At 66.7% G+C, this 14,195-nt stretch carries 13 protein-coding genes; 5 read left to right on the forward strand and 8 right to left on the reverse strand.

The features are described from left to right. The first annotated feature begins 92 nt into the window (after positions 1 to 92). The 3 genes from ramB to AC1U2B_RS16570 all read left to right on the forward strand — a co-directional run bounded on the left by ramB (position 93) and on the right by AC1U2B_RS16570 (position 3,194). On the forward strand, positions 93 to 1,508 hold the full coding sequence (gene ramB, locus AC1U2B_RS16560; protein WP_260936893.1) for an acetate metabolism transcriptional regulator RamB: 1,416 nt from the start codon (positions 93 to 95) through the stop codon (positions 1,506 to 1,508). Positions 1,509 to 1,536: 28 nt separating this feature from the next. After that, the gene (locus AC1U2B_RS16565; RefSeq protein WP_480217582.1) at positions 1,537 to 2,712 is read left to right on the forward strand and encodes a DUF4185 domain-containing protein; all 1,176 of its coding nucleotides are present in this window, start codon (positions 1,537 to 1,539) and stop codon (positions 2,710 to 2,712) included. A 74-nt stretch (positions 2,713 to 2,786) separates the two neighbouring features. Further along, positions 2,787 to 3,194, forward strand: a complete 408-nt coding sequence (locus AC1U2B_RS16570) for a hypothetical protein (RefSeq protein ID WP_480217583.1) — start codon at positions 2,787 to 2,789, stop codon at positions 3,192 to 3,194. Between the two features lie 7 nt (positions 3,195 to 3,201). Here the strand turns inward: AC1U2B_RS16570 and AC1U2B_RS16575 are convergent, their stop codons facing one another. Continuing rightward, on the reverse strand, positions 3,202 to 4,533 hold the full coding sequence (locus AC1U2B_RS16575) for a phosphatase PAP2 family protein (protein WP_480217584.1): 1,332 nt from the start codon (positions 4,531 to 4,533) through the stop codon (positions 3,202 to 3,204). Between the two features lie 66 nt (positions 4,534 to 4,599). Beyond that, complete coding sequence (locus tag AC1U2B_RS16580) at positions 4,600 to 5,772, reverse strand: hypothetical protein (protein ID WP_043401286.1); 1,173 nt, start codon at positions 5,770 to 5,772, stop codon at positions 4,600 to 4,602. Between the two features lie 122 nt (positions 5,773 to 5,894). Between AC1U2B_RS16580 and AC1U2B_RS16585 the strand changes: the two genes are divergently transcribed. After that, positions 5,895 to 6,443: a carboxymuconolactone decarboxylase family protein gene (locus AC1U2B_RS16585; RefSeq protein WP_480217585.1), complete on the forward strand. Its 549-nt coding sequence runs from the start codon at positions 5,895 to 5,897 to the stop codon at positions 6,441 to 6,443. 8 nt (positions 6,444 to 6,451) lie between these two features. On the opposite strand, the gene AC1U2B_RS16590 is transcribed toward AC1U2B_RS16585, so the two are convergent. From AC1U2B_RS16590 to AC1U2B_RS16600, 3 genes are all read right to left on the reverse strand, one after another. Beyond that, the gene (locus AC1U2B_RS16590) at positions 6,452 to 6,661 is read right to left on the reverse strand and encodes a hypothetical protein (RefSeq protein ID WP_480217586.1); all 210 of its coding nucleotides are present in this window, start codon (positions 6,659 to 6,661) and stop codon (positions 6,452 to 6,454) included. Between the two features lie 67 nt (positions 6,662 to 6,728). Further along, entirely contained in the window at positions 6,729 to 8,123 is a 1,395-nt protein-coding gene (lpdA, locus tag AC1U2B_RS16595) for a dihydrolipoyl dehydrogenase (RefSeq protein WP_480217587.1), read from the reverse strand. A gap of 54 nt (positions 8,124 to 8,177) precedes the next feature. Next, positions 8,178 to 8,651: a DUF779 domain-containing protein gene (locus AC1U2B_RS16600; protein ID WP_260936875.1), complete on the reverse strand. Its 474-nt coding sequence runs from the start codon at positions 8,649 to 8,651 to the stop codon at positions 8,178 to 8,180. Between AC1U2B_RS16600 and AC1U2B_RS16605 the strand changes: the two genes are divergently transcribed. Further along, positions 8,645 to 10,741, forward strand: a complete 2,097-nt coding sequence (locus tag AC1U2B_RS16605) for a prolyl oligopeptidase family serine peptidase (protein ID WP_480217588.1) — start codon at positions 8,645 to 8,647, stop codon at positions 10,739 to 10,741. The two genes, AC1U2B_RS16600 and AC1U2B_RS16605, sit on opposite strands and share 7 nt — an antisense overlap. A 51-nt stretch (positions 10,742 to 10,792) precedes the next feature. Here AC1U2B_RS16605 and AC1U2B_RS16610 read toward each other — a convergent pair whose 3' ends face one another. Genes AC1U2B_RS16610 through AC1U2B_RS16620 form a run of 3 tightly spaced genes read right to left on the reverse strand, consistent with a single transcriptional unit; the run spans position 10,793 to position 14,142 of the window. Beyond that, a complete protein-coding gene (locus AC1U2B_RS16610; protein ID WP_480217589.1) occupies positions 10,793 to 11,671 on the reverse strand; it encodes a hypothetical protein in 879 nt (292 codons plus the stop codon). 28 nt (positions 11,672 to 11,699) lie between these two features. Beyond that, positions 11,700 to 12,566 (reverse strand): polyphosphate kinase 2, encoded by an 867-nt coding sequence (gene ppk2, locus AC1U2B_RS16615; protein ID WP_480217590.1) that lies wholly within the window; start codon positions 12,564 to 12,566, stop codon positions 11,700 to 11,702. Positions 12,567 to 12,624: 58 nt separating this feature from the next. Continuing rightward, on the reverse strand, positions 12,625 to 14,142 hold the full coding sequence (locus AC1U2B_RS16620; RefSeq protein ID WP_480217591.1) for an aldehyde dehydrogenase family protein: 1,518 nt from the start codon (positions 14,140 to 14,142) through the stop codon (positions 12,625 to 12,627). Between the last annotated feature and the right edge of the window lie 53 nt (positions 14,143 to 14,195).

Consider the following 14,195-nt stretch of genomic DNA (forward strand, 5'->3'; position numbering starts at 1 on the left):
ATCGCCCAACTCACCCGCGGGCCCGATCCTGCCACAGCGCCAATTTGCCAATTCTGCGAAGGCGGTATTCACATCATTGTTAGGCTGTATTCGTGGCGAAGACCTTCGTTGGCTCCCGGGTGCGTCAGCTCCGCGGCGAACGCGGCTTCAGCCAGGCCGCGCTGGCGCAGATGCTCGACATCTCGCCCAGCTATCTCAACCAGATCGAGCACGACGTACGGCCGCTGAGCGTCGCCGTGCTGCTCCGGATCACCGAGGTGTTCGGCGTCGACGCGACGTTCTTCGCCTCCCAGGACGACACCCGGCTGGTCGCCGAACTACGCGAAGCGCTGATGGATCGGGATCTGGGCGTCGACGTCGACATCCCCGAGATCGCCGACCTGGTCAGCACCCACCCGACGATGGCCCGCGCCATGGTCGATCTGCACCGCCGCTACCGGTTGTCCACCGCACAGCTGGCCGCCGCCACCGAGGACCGGTTCTCCGACGGCAGCGGCAGCGGCGCCATCACCATGCCGCACGAAGAGGTCCGCGACTACTTCTACACGCGGCAGAACTACCTGCACGAACTCGACACCGCGGCCGAGGAATTCATCCTCCGCATGCACATGCGCCGGTCCGAACTGTCGCGCGAGCTGGCCGAGCGACTGAGCCGCGTGCACCACGTGCGCATCGTGCAGCGACTCGAACTCGGTGACAACGTGCTGCACCGCTACGACCCGGAGACCAGGACGCTGGAGATCGGTGGCCACCTGTCGTCGGGACAGTATGTGTTCAAGCTGGCCGCCGAGCTGGCCTACCTGGAATTCGGCGACCTGCTGGAAAGCCTGGTGGCCGAAGGCAATTTCACCAGCGAGGAGTCGGTGAAGCTGGCCCGCATGGGGCTGGCCAACTACTTCGCCGCCGCCGCGGTGCTGCCCTACGGTCAATTCCACGCTGTCGCAGAGGAATTCCGCTACGACGTCGAGCGGCTGTCGGCCTACCACTCGGTGAGCTACGAGACCATCGCGCACCGACTATCGACACTGCAGCGACCGTCGATGCGCGGGGTGCCGCTGTCGTTCGTCCGGGTCGACCGGGCCGGGAACATGTCGAAACGCCAGTCCGCCACCGGCTTTCACTTCTCCTCGTCGGGCGGCACCTGCCCGCTCTGGAACGTCTACGAGACGTTCGCGAACCCCGGCAAGATGCTGGTGCAGATCGCCCAGATGCCCGACGGCCGCAACTACATGTGGGTGGCGCGCACCGTGGAACGACGGGCCGCGCGGTACGGCCAGCCCGGCAAGACCTTCGCCATCGGGCTGGGTTGCGAACTGCGCCATGCCAATCGGCTCGTCTACTCCGAGGGGCTGGACCTGTCCGGCGGGGCCGCGACGCCCATCGGCTCGGGGTGCCGGGTGTGCGAGCGGGACAACTGCCCGCAGCGGGCCTTCCCCGCGCTGGGCCGGGCACTGGACCTCGACGAACACCGCAGCACCGTGACGCCGTATGTGGTGAAGCGGGGATAGTCGGTCGGTTCGCACCTAACATGACGCCATGGGGAACTGCCTGAGCCGCCGCGTCCAGCGCCTGTTCCGACGTCGAGCAAAGGCACCAGCCCGGGTTGGGCACGGACTGCCTTCGACGCTCTACCCCGTAGCCACCGCACTGTCGGGTACCCGGCCCGGCCACGGCGCCGATGTGGCACCGGGCGCGGTCAGGAACCTCGGCCCGATCGCCGGCACCGGAGCGCGCCGCGGGATTCCCGGGATCGGCGCGGCAGACCTCGGCGAGATCATCGCACTGCCCAATGGCCGGTTGGTGTCGGTGTTCGGCGACTCGTTCAGGGGCGACCGGGTCGGTGGCCCCGACTGCGACCACTACCGCTCGGTCGCCGTGCCGATTGCGGGTTGGGACGACGACGGCCGCGCGATCTACGGCAGTCCCTTCAACCGAACCGGAGGCCCTGGCGCGCCGAACATCCTGTTCCCGCCGCCCGCCGAAGCACTGAAACTCGATGCCGATACCAGCACCCTGCCCGGCGGCGCCATCGTGGTCGACGACACGACCTACATGCTGGTCGCCGGTACCTCCGCCCTGATTCCGACCGCGGGTTCGTGGCTGATCGAGGTCAACGACGATCCAGCGGCCGGCTGGCCGGCCGTGCCCGGTTCATGGCGACCGGGCGATGCCGCGCCGTCTCAGGTCAGTGGCTATCTCGCCGGTGACGGCATGGTGTACATCGTCGGCAATTGCTTCGATCGCAGCCGGGGCGTCACGCTGTACCGGGTGTCACCGGCAACGGTCACGGACCGGGATTCCTGGCAGCCATGGACCGGAACTGATTGGGGCACAAAGGAAGACGAGCCCCGCGTCCTCAGTGGGCAGCAGACCTTCGGTGAGCTCAGCTTGCGTGAGGTCGGCGGGCAGGTCGTGCTGGCGGCGTTCAACAGCAGCCAGAACGTCTGGCAAGTCGAGGTCCGGGTGAGCACCGACCCGACACGGCTGTTCGCGGGATCGGTGCCGGTGATCGTTGCGGCACAACAACACACCCCGGCGGCACCCAACTTCATCTTTCAGCCCTACGGCGGCTACGTCGTCCCAGGGTCGACACTGGCCAACCTCAACCTTGTCGTCAGCCAATGGAACACCGGATGCGATGCCGCAGGCGAACCGCTCGGGGCGCCCTACGATTCACAGCAAGTGATCGTCAATGCGGTCGGCACGCCATGATCAGGCGCGTGGCACCGGCTACGTTTGTGCTCGTCGCGTTCGCCTGCTGTCGACCCGAATCCAGTACTGACACAATGCGATTCCCGGATCTGGCCAACTACACCCCGGTCGATGTGGCCGGCTTCCAGGTCGACGCGTCGACACCCGGACACCGTGCGACGCAGGTCGTCTTCTTGACGCCCGACGGAATCACCTGCGCCTTCAGCGTTCCCGCCGCAGCGGGCTGCACGGGCAACAACTTCCCCGGCGTACCGCCCGCTGCCGCGGGGGTGAATTCCATTGCCACCAACTCGGCTCTGGACACCACCAACGCGCCCATCGCCCGCACGCCGGCCCTGAAAACCCTGCCGCCTTTGCACACTCTCACGGTCAACGGCGTGACCTGCGGCGTCGACGACAAGCGCACCACCGCGTGCAAGGATTCTCAGGGACGCGGATTCGTCATGTCCACCAAGGGCACTACGTGGCTGCCCCACGTGTGACGACGACTCAGACAGTCGGACTTTCTGACTCCTCGCCAGTCAAACGCTCGATCGCCGGCGCAGAGGCGCCCGGACGCGAGAAGAACGTGCCGTAGAAGCCATAGACCAGCGTCGCGAACGCGCAAATGATGAGCAGCCCGAACATGATCGGGTACGCCGCCATCCAGTCCGACAGGTAGCGGACGCACAGCATCAGACCGACGATGATGGACACGCCACCGGCGATCAGCCGTAGTCGGGCATGCGCAGTTGGCCGGACCGGTTCCCGCAGCGCCGATTCGACCGTCAGGCACAACGCCGCACCGACCACGAGGTCGACGCCGTAGTGGAAGCCGAAGCCCAGGGTCGCGGCCAGGGTGCCCACCAGCCAGCACGTGCCGCCGATGCGCAACCACCGCGGTCCCGACCGGGAATGGATGAACACAGCCAGCGCCCACGCCGTGTGCAGTGACGGCATGCAGTTACGCGGGGTCGACGTGTCGAACGCGATGGGCACAGCGGTGCCGTCGACCGGCGGCAGCAGCGCCGGCCAGAAGTCGCCGACCTGGAATCCGCCACCGGCCGAGCCGAACGCGTAGGTGGGCCCCACCAACGGGAACATCAGATAGATCAGCGGGCCGATCAGACCGAGCACGAGGAAGGTCCTGACGACGAAGTGCCGGGGCCACCGTCCACCCGTGGTCACGTTCCGTAGCTGATAGATGGCCACCACGGTCGCGGCGGCCGACAGTTCGAGATACACCCAGTGCAGCAGGAAGTAGAGCACCGAATGGTGCTGGACCAACTGCCCCAGCACCCAGGACGGCTGCCCGAGGGCGACGTCGGCCCGCACTGCGAACTCATCGAGCACGGTGGGGCGCGTCAGCGACGTGATGGTCAGCCAGGCGTCACCGGCTTTGGTGGCGAGCACGAGCAGCAGACCGGTGGCGACGCCTTTCAGCGCGGTGTCGCGCTGCGAGCCGGTCCACCGCGTCAATGCGGATACGCCCAGCCCGGTGAGCACGACCAGCGCACCGCTGCCCATCGCAGCAGGAAGACCGACGTACTCCCGGCCGACGACAAAGAGCACGTCGAGCCCTAGCGCGGTGCCCGCGATCGGCAACCGGTATTCGCGCGGCACTGCGACCAGGGCCACCACCAACGCAGCCCAGGGCACCGTGAACCCAGCCGGGGTTCCGACGTAGGCACTGATCAGGCGCTCGAGCGGGCCCCGGAAACCGCACAGCATGGCCGTGACCTGCAGCGCGCACATGAACGTCGCGACCAGCGCAATGCCGATCGCGACCTTCGTCCGGGGCGGTACACCCTCCTTAAGAAAGGGTGAATGCTCAGTGAACACGCCATAGACGATAGGTCGTCAGACGCCGCTACCAGCAATTTGCGACCAATTTGCGACTTGGCTACGTCACTGCGCCCGCTGCACCCGGTGGATGACGTAGGCCAGCTCTTTGCGCTGATCATCGATCGCGCGCTGGCGCGCTCGATGTTGGTCCTCGCCTTCGGCGCGTTGCACCACCAAGGGCGCTGCCCGCAACAAGACTCCGCGCACCCGGACCATCTGGGCCACCACAGAATCCGGCTGGCAGTACTTCGTGGTCTTCACATAGCTCTCCCCGAGCACAACCCCCTGGTAACCAGTGACCACCTCACCCTCGATCCGCACCGGCGGCGTGGTTTCGAGGTGGGCTTCATTCGCCTTGTCAGCGCAGACCTCGGGCGCGAACGGCTGTGCGCTGCAACGCTTGACCCAGTCGTTCACCGCCGTGATGCCGTCGAACCCGTCGTGCTCGCGCAAGACCGTCACGACGTCGAGCGCGTCGACCAATGGATCGGCACCCGGTCGGTGCGACGACAGTGGGTCGGCGGAGCAGTCCGCAGGCGCGTCGCTCCGCGGCTGCGCTGACAGTCGCACCACTCGGCTGCCGCTCTTGTCCGGTGGTGTCATGACCAGTGCCGACAGCTGCGCCGCGGGCCGCGACGCGATGCTGGACGTCTGGATTGTGTCAGAGGCTTGCTCGGCAGCACGCTGGACGAAGCCGTTGACCAATTGGGCTATGTCGTGGACCGTCGCTCCCAGAGGACCCCGGGAAATGAACCTCACCCGCAGCACGACTCCGTCTCGGGCCACGACGACAGTTCGGCTGTCGGGGCCGTCGTTGGATGGCCTCCAATACTTGTCACCCGTGGTCTGGGTGGTGTCGAATTGGATTGCGTCGGTGGGCATTCCGGGGATATTGCGGAATGTCTGGACAGCCCAGGTGCCGTAGACGTCGCGGTAGGTCGCGCAGCGGGTCCCCCAAGTCGCCATCTCGTCGACGACGTTCTCGCCGGGGCGGGTTCGCCACAGGTCAACGTTGATCAAGCGGCCGTCGCGATCAAGGCGGTCCCAGTAGCGCGCGGTGAGTTGCGGCCCGTCTGGGTCACCCGGTTCTGGATACCGCGAGCACTCGGTTCGCCGCTGTGCGGAAAATTCGTCATTGCGTGGCACCTCGTAGCCGACCTCGACCATTCCTGGCACGTCGGCCAACGTCGGCAGATAACGCAGCAGCGGGTGGTCAGCGGCTCGCGATATCGCCACATCTATAACACGGTCACTACAACTGACCACCATCAACGCAGCCGTGAAAATCACGGCCCCCACCCGTTTCCACCCCATTGCTCGACCCTACGACCGCCCCGCCTGTGCCAGACTCGGGAATTGTGAACAGCATCGAGCCGGCCCGCATCGAACCCGGCGGCTTCCGTGAACTGGGCCCGCTCAACTGGGTCATCGCCAAGATCGGCGCCAAGACCATCCGGGCCCCGAGGTTCGCGCTCTTCAACGTCCTCGGCCAGCATCATCTGCTGTTCCTGACGTTCCTCCCCTACTCCGGCATGCTGCTGGGCCGCAGCAAGCTGGGGCTCAAGGATGCCGAGTTGGTGATCCTGCGCGTCGGGCATCTGCGCGGCAGCGAGTACGAGCTGCAGCAGCACCGTCGTCTGGCCCGCAGCCGCGGCGTCGACGCCGAGACGCAAGCCCGGATTTTCGAAGGCCCGGACGCCGAGGGCCTGACCGACCGGCAGCGCGTCCTGATCACCGCCACCGACGAGTTCGTCATCACCCGGTCGGTGTCCGATCAGACGTGGAAATCGCTGGCGTCATACCTGGACCGCAAGCAGCTCATCGAATTCTGCCTGCTGGCAGCGCAATACGACGGGCTCGCGGCGACCATCGCCACCCTGCGCATTCCGCTCGACTTCCCGGACTGACCGCTCGGCTACAGGTAGGTGACTCCGAGTACCGCCAGCGTCATCAAAACCGGCGCGACGGGCAGGCACCACAGGAACGCGGACTTCGCAAAAGCCTTGCGCTCCTGAAACTTTCGAGCGAAGAACACGGCGGCACCGGCCACCACGAAGACCAGGCCGGACATCACCAGCACCCAGAAGCTGATCCTGGTGGTGTCCATCGCGAGTGAGATGGCCACCAGCCACAACATGTGGCCGACGACCAAACCGCCTATCGCGGCAACAACATTCGCGCGCAAGACCGACTCAGAAGTTGATCATGTGGCCGGCCAGGCCGTGGATGGCCTCCTGCAGCGCCTCCGACAGCGTCGGGTGGGTGTGCACGTTGCGGGCCAGCTCGTTGACGGTCAGATCCCACTTCTGGGCCAGCGTCAGCTCGGGCAGCAGCTCGGACACATCAGGCCCGATCAGGTGCCCGCCGATCAGCTCGCCGTACTTGGCATCGGCGATCAGCTTCACGAAGCCGGTCGGGTCGGCCAGGCCATGCGCCTTGCCGTTCGCGGTGAACGGGAACTTGGCGACCTTGACGTCGTAGCCCTCGGCCTTGGCCTGCTCCTCGGTGAGACCGAAGCTCGCGACCTGCGGCTGGCAGAACGTGGCGCGCGGCATCATGCGGTAGTCACCGAACGCCATGGTCTCAGCGCCGGCGATGGTCTCGGCGGCCACCACGCCCATCGCCTCGGCCACGTGCGCCAGCATCAGCTTGGCTGTCACATCACCGATCGCGTAGATGTGCGGGACGTTGGTGTGCATGTAGTCGTCGATCGCGATGGCGCCGCGGTCGGTGAGCGCGACGCCCGTCGTCTCGAGGCCGTAGCCGTCGACGTTGGGGCCGAAACCGATGGCCTGCAACACCTTGTCGCCCTTGAGCTCCTGGGTGCCGCCGTCCTTGCTCACCACGACGGTCACGTCCGAGCCATTGTCGGTGATCGACTCGACCTTGGTGCCGGTGAGGATCTTGACGCCGAGCTTCTTGTACTGCTTCTCGATCTCCTTGGAGACCTCGGCGTCTTCGTTGGGCAGCGCGCGCGGCAGGAACTCGACGATCGTCACATCGACGCCGTAGTTCTTCAGCACGTACGCGAACTCCATGCCGATGGCGCCCGCGCCGGCGATGATGATCGAGCCGGGCAGCTCCCGCGTCATGATCTGCTTCTCGTAGGTGACGACGTTCTCGCTCAGCGAGGTGCCGGGCACCAGCCGCACCGACGAACCGGTCGCGATGATCGCGTTGTCGAAGGTGAGCTCCTCGGTGCCACCCTCGTTGAGCTTGACCGACATCGACTTGGGTCCGGTGAAGGTGCCGTAGCCGTGAACCTCGGTGATCTTGTTCTTCTTCATCAGGAAGTGCACGCCCGCGACGCGGCCCTCGGCGACCTTGCGGCTGCGGTCGAACGCGGCACCGAAGTCGAAGCTGGCCTCGCCACTGATGCCGAAGGTCTTGGCTTCCTTGTTGAAGATGTGCGCCAGCTCCGCGTTGCGCAGCAGGGCCTTGGACGGGATACATCCCACGTTGAGACAGACGCCGCCCCAGTACTTCGGTTCGACGATGGCGGTGGTCAGCCCCAGCTGGGCTGCGCGAATGGCGGCGACATATCCGCCGGGACCGGCTCCGAGAACGACGACGTCATAGTGAGTCACATGCACACCTTATAGGCGAGCGGTGCTTGGCAGGCGGGAGACCGATTCAACCGGCTACGTTCCCGGCAGCGGGCACGCCTCCTCGGCGCGGTCGACGATCAGCGTGCCGTCCCGGACGGGCCGCGCGCCCTGCGCGTACTGGGCGCCGACGATGGGCGGCTGGGCCGCGAGCTCGGCGTTCTCCGCCTCGGCGAACACCCGCCCGCGCGACAGGAAGCGTTTACCTTCGGGCGCCTCCAGGCTGAACCCGCTGCCCCGGCCCGCGACCACGTCGATGATCAGTTGCGTGTGCTGCCAGGCCTCGAACTGCGGGCCCGATATCCACACCGGTACGCCGTCGGCTCCGACGTCGAGCACCGCAAGCAGCACGTCCCGGTCCCCCACGATGAAATCGCCGTCGGGATAACACATCGGCGACGACCCGTCGCAGCATCCGCCGGACTGATGAAACATCAACGGCCCGTGCTGGTTCTGCAGACTGCGCAGCAGTTCGGCGGCATCGGCGGTGATCAGTGCCCGTGATGGCATGCAGCCACCCTACGCCGGAGGGTAAGAATGTCCGGGTGACTTCTGATTCCCTCGGCCCCGCCGATGCCGATCCCGTCGCTCCGCTCGCCCCAGAAGCCGATCCCTACCTGTGGCTCGAGGACATCACCGGCGACGACGCGCTGAACTGGGTGCGCGAGCACAACGACCCGACGATCGCCGAGTTCGGCGGCGAGCGGTTCGAGCAGATGCGCGCCGACGCCCTCGAGGTGATGGACACCGATGCCCGCATCCCGTACGTCCGGCGGCGCGGCGAGCTGCTCTACAACTACTGGCGCGACGCCGAGAACCCCCGTGGGCTGTGGCGGCGCACCACGCTCGACAGCTACCGCACCGACGCCCCCGAGTGGGACGTGCTGATCGACCTCGACAAGCTCGCGGCCGACGAAGACGAGAACTGGGTGTGGGCCGGTGCCGATGTCATCGAGCCCGGCCTGAACCTCGCCCTGATCGCGCTGTCCCGCGGTGGGGCCGACGCCTCGGTGGTCCGCGAGTTCGACATGGAGGCAAGGCAATTCGTCGACGACGGATTCAACCTGCCGGAAGCCAAGTCCAGCGTCTCCTGGGAGACAGCCGACACGGTATTGGTGGGCACCGATTTCGGGCCCGGCGCCATGACCGAGTCGGGGTACCCGCGGATCGTCAAGCGGTGGCACCGCGGACAGCCGCTGTCCGAGGCCGTGACGATCTTCGAAGGCGCGGCGTCCGACGTCAGTGTCGGCGCGGGCTACGACAGCACACCGGGTTTCGAGCGGTTGATGGTGTCGCAGTCCACCGACTTCTTCAACCGCGAACGCTACGAAGTCCGCGGCGACGAGCTGATCCGCATCGATGTGCCCACCGATGCCGCGATCTCCATCCACCGCGAATGGCTGCTGATCCGGCCGCGCGTCGAGTGGGCGGTCGGTGACAAGACCTACGCGGCGGGGACACTGCTGGCCGCCCGCTATGACGATTACCTGGCCGGAAACCGGGATCTGAGTGTGGTTTTCGAGCCCGACGAGCACAGCAGTATGCAGAACTTCGCGTGGACCCGCGACCGGCTGCTGCTGCAGACGTTGGTCGACGTCATCGGCCACATCGAACTGGTCACCCCCGGAACCTGGGTGCGCGAGGACATTCCGGGCGTGCCGAAGCACGCCACCACCGTCATCGTCGACGTCGATGAGTACGGCGACGAAATCTTCCTGGACTCAAGCGGATTCGACAGTCCGTCACGCCTGCTGTGGGGACACGCCGGCGGCGCGGTGGCCGAGATCAAGCGGGCCCCGGGATTCTTCGACGCCTCCGAGGTCGAGGTGTCGCAGCATTTCGCGACGTCCGCCGACGGCACCCGCATCCCGTATTTCGTTGTGGGACAACGTGGCGTCACCGAGCCGCGCAAGACGCTGCTGAGTGGGTACGGCGGCTTCGAGTCGTCGATGCTGCCCGGTTATGCCGGGGTGCTCGGCCGGCTGTGGCTGACGCAGGGCGGCACCTACGTCGAAGCCAACATCCGCGGCGGCGGTGAGTACGGCCCGCGCTGGCACACCCAGGCGATGCGCGAGGGCCGCCACCTGGTCTACGAGGACTTCGCCGCGGTCGCAGCCGATCTGGTGCGCCGCGGCATCACCACCGTCGAACAACTCGCCGCCGAGGGCGGCAGCAACGGCGGGCTGCTCATGGGCGTCATGCTGACGCGGTATCCGGAGTTGTTCGGCGCTCTGGTGTGCAGCGTGCCGCTGCTGGACATGAAGCGGTATCACCTGTTGCTCGCCGGAGCCTCGTGGGTGGCCGAGTACGGCGACCCGGACAACCCCGACGACTGGGAGTTCATCTCGAAGTACTCGCCGTACCAGAACATTTCGGCCGAGCGGACCTATCCGGCGCTACTGATGACCACTTCGACGCGCGACGATCGGGTGCATCCTGGCCACGCCCGAAAGATGACGGCAGCACTCGAGGCCGTCGGCCACCGCGTCAACTACTACGAGAACATCGAGGGCGGACACGGCGGGGCCGCCGACAACTCGCAGGCAGCGTTCAAGGCCGCGCTGGTGTATTCGTTCCTGGAGCGCACCGTCGGGGCGTGATTTGTGCACGATTTTCCGCGCCGCCCGCGGATTTTCGTGCACAAATCACTGTCAGGAGGCGGCCGCCACGGGCTTGGGCTTGCGGACCACCCGGCGGCCGAGGTTGCCCAGCAGCGTCACGAGCACGCCCAGCACCACCAGTCCGCCACCGACGGCCAGGGTGATGTTGAGCCACTCATGGGCGTTGGCGATGGCGGTATCGACCATGACGTCGGCCACCTGACGGACGTTGCCGGTGGTGCGGTTGAGCCCGTCGTTGATGTAGCGCCGTCCCGCCTCGATCCCGGCCCAGCCGGCGGCACCGACGATCATGGTCGAGATACCGAGGGCGGCAACGGTTTTTCCGCGGGAGCGAGTCACCGCAAGTGTCAGCAGGGCGAAGATGCCCGTCAGCACGCAGATGCCGATCCGCGCCCACGGTCCCCACGTCGTCGCGGCCCGGAACTGGCCCGGCCGTACCGACTGGGCCGAATCGGTAATCGGTACTTCGATTTTCGACGGCACGCGGATGCCCAGCGCCGACAGCGTCGCCTTGAACGACCGGTCCGACAGCATCGGCGACAGATCGATGGTCCAGCGGCCGGACGCATCCGAATGCGCCATGGTGTCGGTGAACAGCCAGTCGTGCGCAAAGCCGTTGGCGGTGCCGAACTGGCCCGGGAACACCGAGCTGGAGGTGTAGAGACCGGCGGCACTCGACATGGTGCTGGTGCTCAGGTCATATCCCGCGCTGGTGGCCAGCTTGTTGATCTGGATGCCCAGCTCGCTGGCCGTGGCCTTCTGCAGCTCGTGGTTCTTGGCTGCCGTGGTCGCCAGGGCGACGTAGCCGCCCCGGTCGACAAGTGTGTGCTGCGCCCAGCAGACCGGCACAGCCACCGCCACAGCGACGGTGGTGACCAGCCACAACAGCAGTGTCGCGACGAATCGCAAGCGCCCTCCTACGTTGGTGGGCGCCGCCTCAGTCCGACAGCGCCCGTCCCACGATCAGCGGGTCGGCGTGTCCGACCACCTCATGGTCCTTGTTGTCGTAATCGAACTTACCGAGAACATGGCGCATGGCGTTGATCCGGGCACGCTTCTTGTCGTTGCTCTTCACCACAGTCCACGGCGCGACCTCGGTGTCGGTCCAGGCGAACATCTCTTCCTTGGCCGCGGTGTAGGCGTCCCACTTGTCCAGCGAGGCCAGGTCCGTCGGGGACAGCTTCCACTGCCGCACCGGGTCGACCTGGCGGATGGTGAACCGGGTGCGCTGCTCGGCCTGGGTCACCGAGAACCACAGCTTGGTGAGGCTGATGCCGTCGTTGGCCAGCATCTGTTCGAAAAGCGGTGCCTGGCGGACGAATTCAGCGTGCTGCTTGGGCGTGCAGTAACTCATGACGCGTTCCACACCGGCCCGGTTGTACCAGGAGCGGTCGAACAGCACGATTTCGCCGGCGGCCGGCAGGTGCGTGACGTACCGCTGGAAGTACCACTGGGTGCGTTCCCGCTCCGTCGGCTTCTCCAGCGCGACGACGCGGGCGCCGCGGGGGTTCAGGTGCTCCATGAACCGCTTGATGGTGCCGCCCTTGCCGGCGGCGTCGCGGCCTTCGAAGACTATGACGTGCCGCAGCCCGTTGGCCTGGCTCCACTTCTGCAGCTTCAGCAGCTCGATCTGCAGCAGACGCTTCTGCTCCTCGTACTCCTGCCGGTTCATCCGGTCTTCGTACGGGTAGCCCTCACGCCAGGTGTCGACCACTTCTCCGCTGTGCACCAGCACCAGTTCAGGATCGTCGTCGTCATCATCGCGGACTGCGTAGCCGTCAACGGCAGCGGTGTCGAGGGTCACCGGGTGAACGTAACCGCCGGGCCGAACCTGGCGGTGACGTCACGGTGAACACCAGGTGCTACTTGGCGGTGCGCTTCGACCGGATCAGCGACACCTTGGTCAGCACGTTGTTCATGCGGGCCAGGGCCTTCATCGAGTTGTGGTAGTAGTTGCCGCCGGTGCCCTTGCTGGTGCGCGGCTCCACCACGGTCTCCTGGCGGCAGAACTTGCGGATGCCCTCGGCCCCGCCGAAGCGCGCGCCAATGCCCGACGTCTTCCAGCCACCCATCGGGGCGGTGGTGCACATCAGGTTGGCCAGCACGTCGTTGATGTTCACCGCACCGCAGTCGAGCTGCAGTGCAACATCTTTGGCCCGCTGCACGTCGCCGGAGAACACGGTGGCGCTCAACCCGTACTGGCTGTCGTTGGCCAGGCGGACCGCGTCACCGACCGTGGCGACCTTCATGATCGGCAACGTCGGGCCGAACGTCTCCTCGGTCATGCACGCCATCGAATGATCGACGTCGACGAGCACCGTCGGCGGGTAGAAGCTGCCAGGGCCGTCGGGGCGCTTGCCACCGGTCAGCGCCCGGGCACCGGCCGCCACGGCCTCGTTGACGTGCCGCTCGGTGATGTCCACCTGGCTGGCGTCGATCTGCGCGCCCAGGTGGTAGCCCTCGCCGGCGCCCACCTTGAGGTTCTGCACGGCCTTGACGACGGCGTCGACGAACGCGTCGTAGGCCGGCTCCAGCACGTAGACGCGCTCGACGGACACACAGGTCTGCCCCGCGTTGAACATCGCGCCCCAGACCGCGGCGTTCGCGGCCAGCTCCACGTCGGCGTCCTCGAGGACGATCATGGGGTCCTTGCCGCCGAGTTCGAGGCTGACCGGGGTGAGACGACGGGCCGCGCGCTCCATGACCTTGCGGCCGGTGGCTGTCGAGCCGGTGAACTGGATGAAGTCGGAGTTGTCGATGACGGCTTCGGATATCTCGCGGGCACCCTGCGCCAGGGCCAGCACCTCGGGTGCACCGGAGTCGGTCCAGCCGCGCAGCAGCAGTTCGGCGGTCAGCGGGGTCCGCTCGGACGGCTTGAGCAGCACGGCACAGCCGGCCGCGAGCGCCCCGATGGCATCCATCAGCGCGTTGGCCACCGGGTAGTTCCACGGCGCGATGACACCGACGACCGCACGCGGGCGGTAGTGCACGGTGATCTTCTTGACCGACAGCATCGGCATGGGGGCCGGCCGGGTATCGGGCGCCAGCGCCTTCTCCATGGTCTTGACCACGTACGAGATGATCAGGATCGCCAGCGGGATTTCGGCCTTGGCGTCGACCATCGACTTGCCGGTCTCACGGACCAGCAGGGTCTCGATCTCGTCGCGGTGGTCGTTGAGCCACACCGCGAAACGTGCCAGCACCTTCGCCCGGCCCTGCGGCCCGCGGGCCTCCCACTCTCGCTGCGCGGCTCGCAGGCCCGCGGCGATCCGTGGTACGTCAGCCGGGTCCGTCCAGCGCACGGTCCCAGCGATGGCCCCGGTGGCGGGGTCGTAGATGGTGCCGGAACCGGGCGATTGGACGTCAGACGTAGCGGTCATACGGCCATGGTAACGACCAGGTGTGACGCGGGTCGCACCCGGCTTGACGCGTG

The sequence above is a fragment of the Mycolicibacterium sp. P4_G11 genome, from assembly GCF_056555145.1.

Bases quoted from the DNA above. Each gene is read 5' to 3' on its own strand.
- AC1U2B_RS16620 (WP_480217591.1), bottom strand. From the start codon at position 14,142: ATGACCGCTACGTCTGACGTCCAATCGCCCGGTTCCGGCACCATCTAC.
- AC1U2B_RS16605 (WP_480217588.1), top strand. From the start codon at position 8,645: ATGGCATGCAGCCACCCTACGCCGGAGGGTAAGAATGTCCGGGTGACT.
- AC1U2B_RS16570 (WP_480217583.1), top strand. From the start codon at position 2,787: ATGCGATTCCCGGATCTGGCCAACTACACCCCGGTCGATGTGGCCGGC.
- AC1U2B_RS16600 (WP_260936875.1), bottom strand. From the start codon at position 8,651: ATGCCATCACGGGCACTGATCACCGCCGATGCCGCCGAACTGCTGCGC.
- AC1U2B_RS16565 (WP_480217582.1), top strand. From the start codon at position 1,537: ATGGGGAACTGCCTGAGCCGCCGCGTCCAGCGCCTGTTCCGACGTCGA.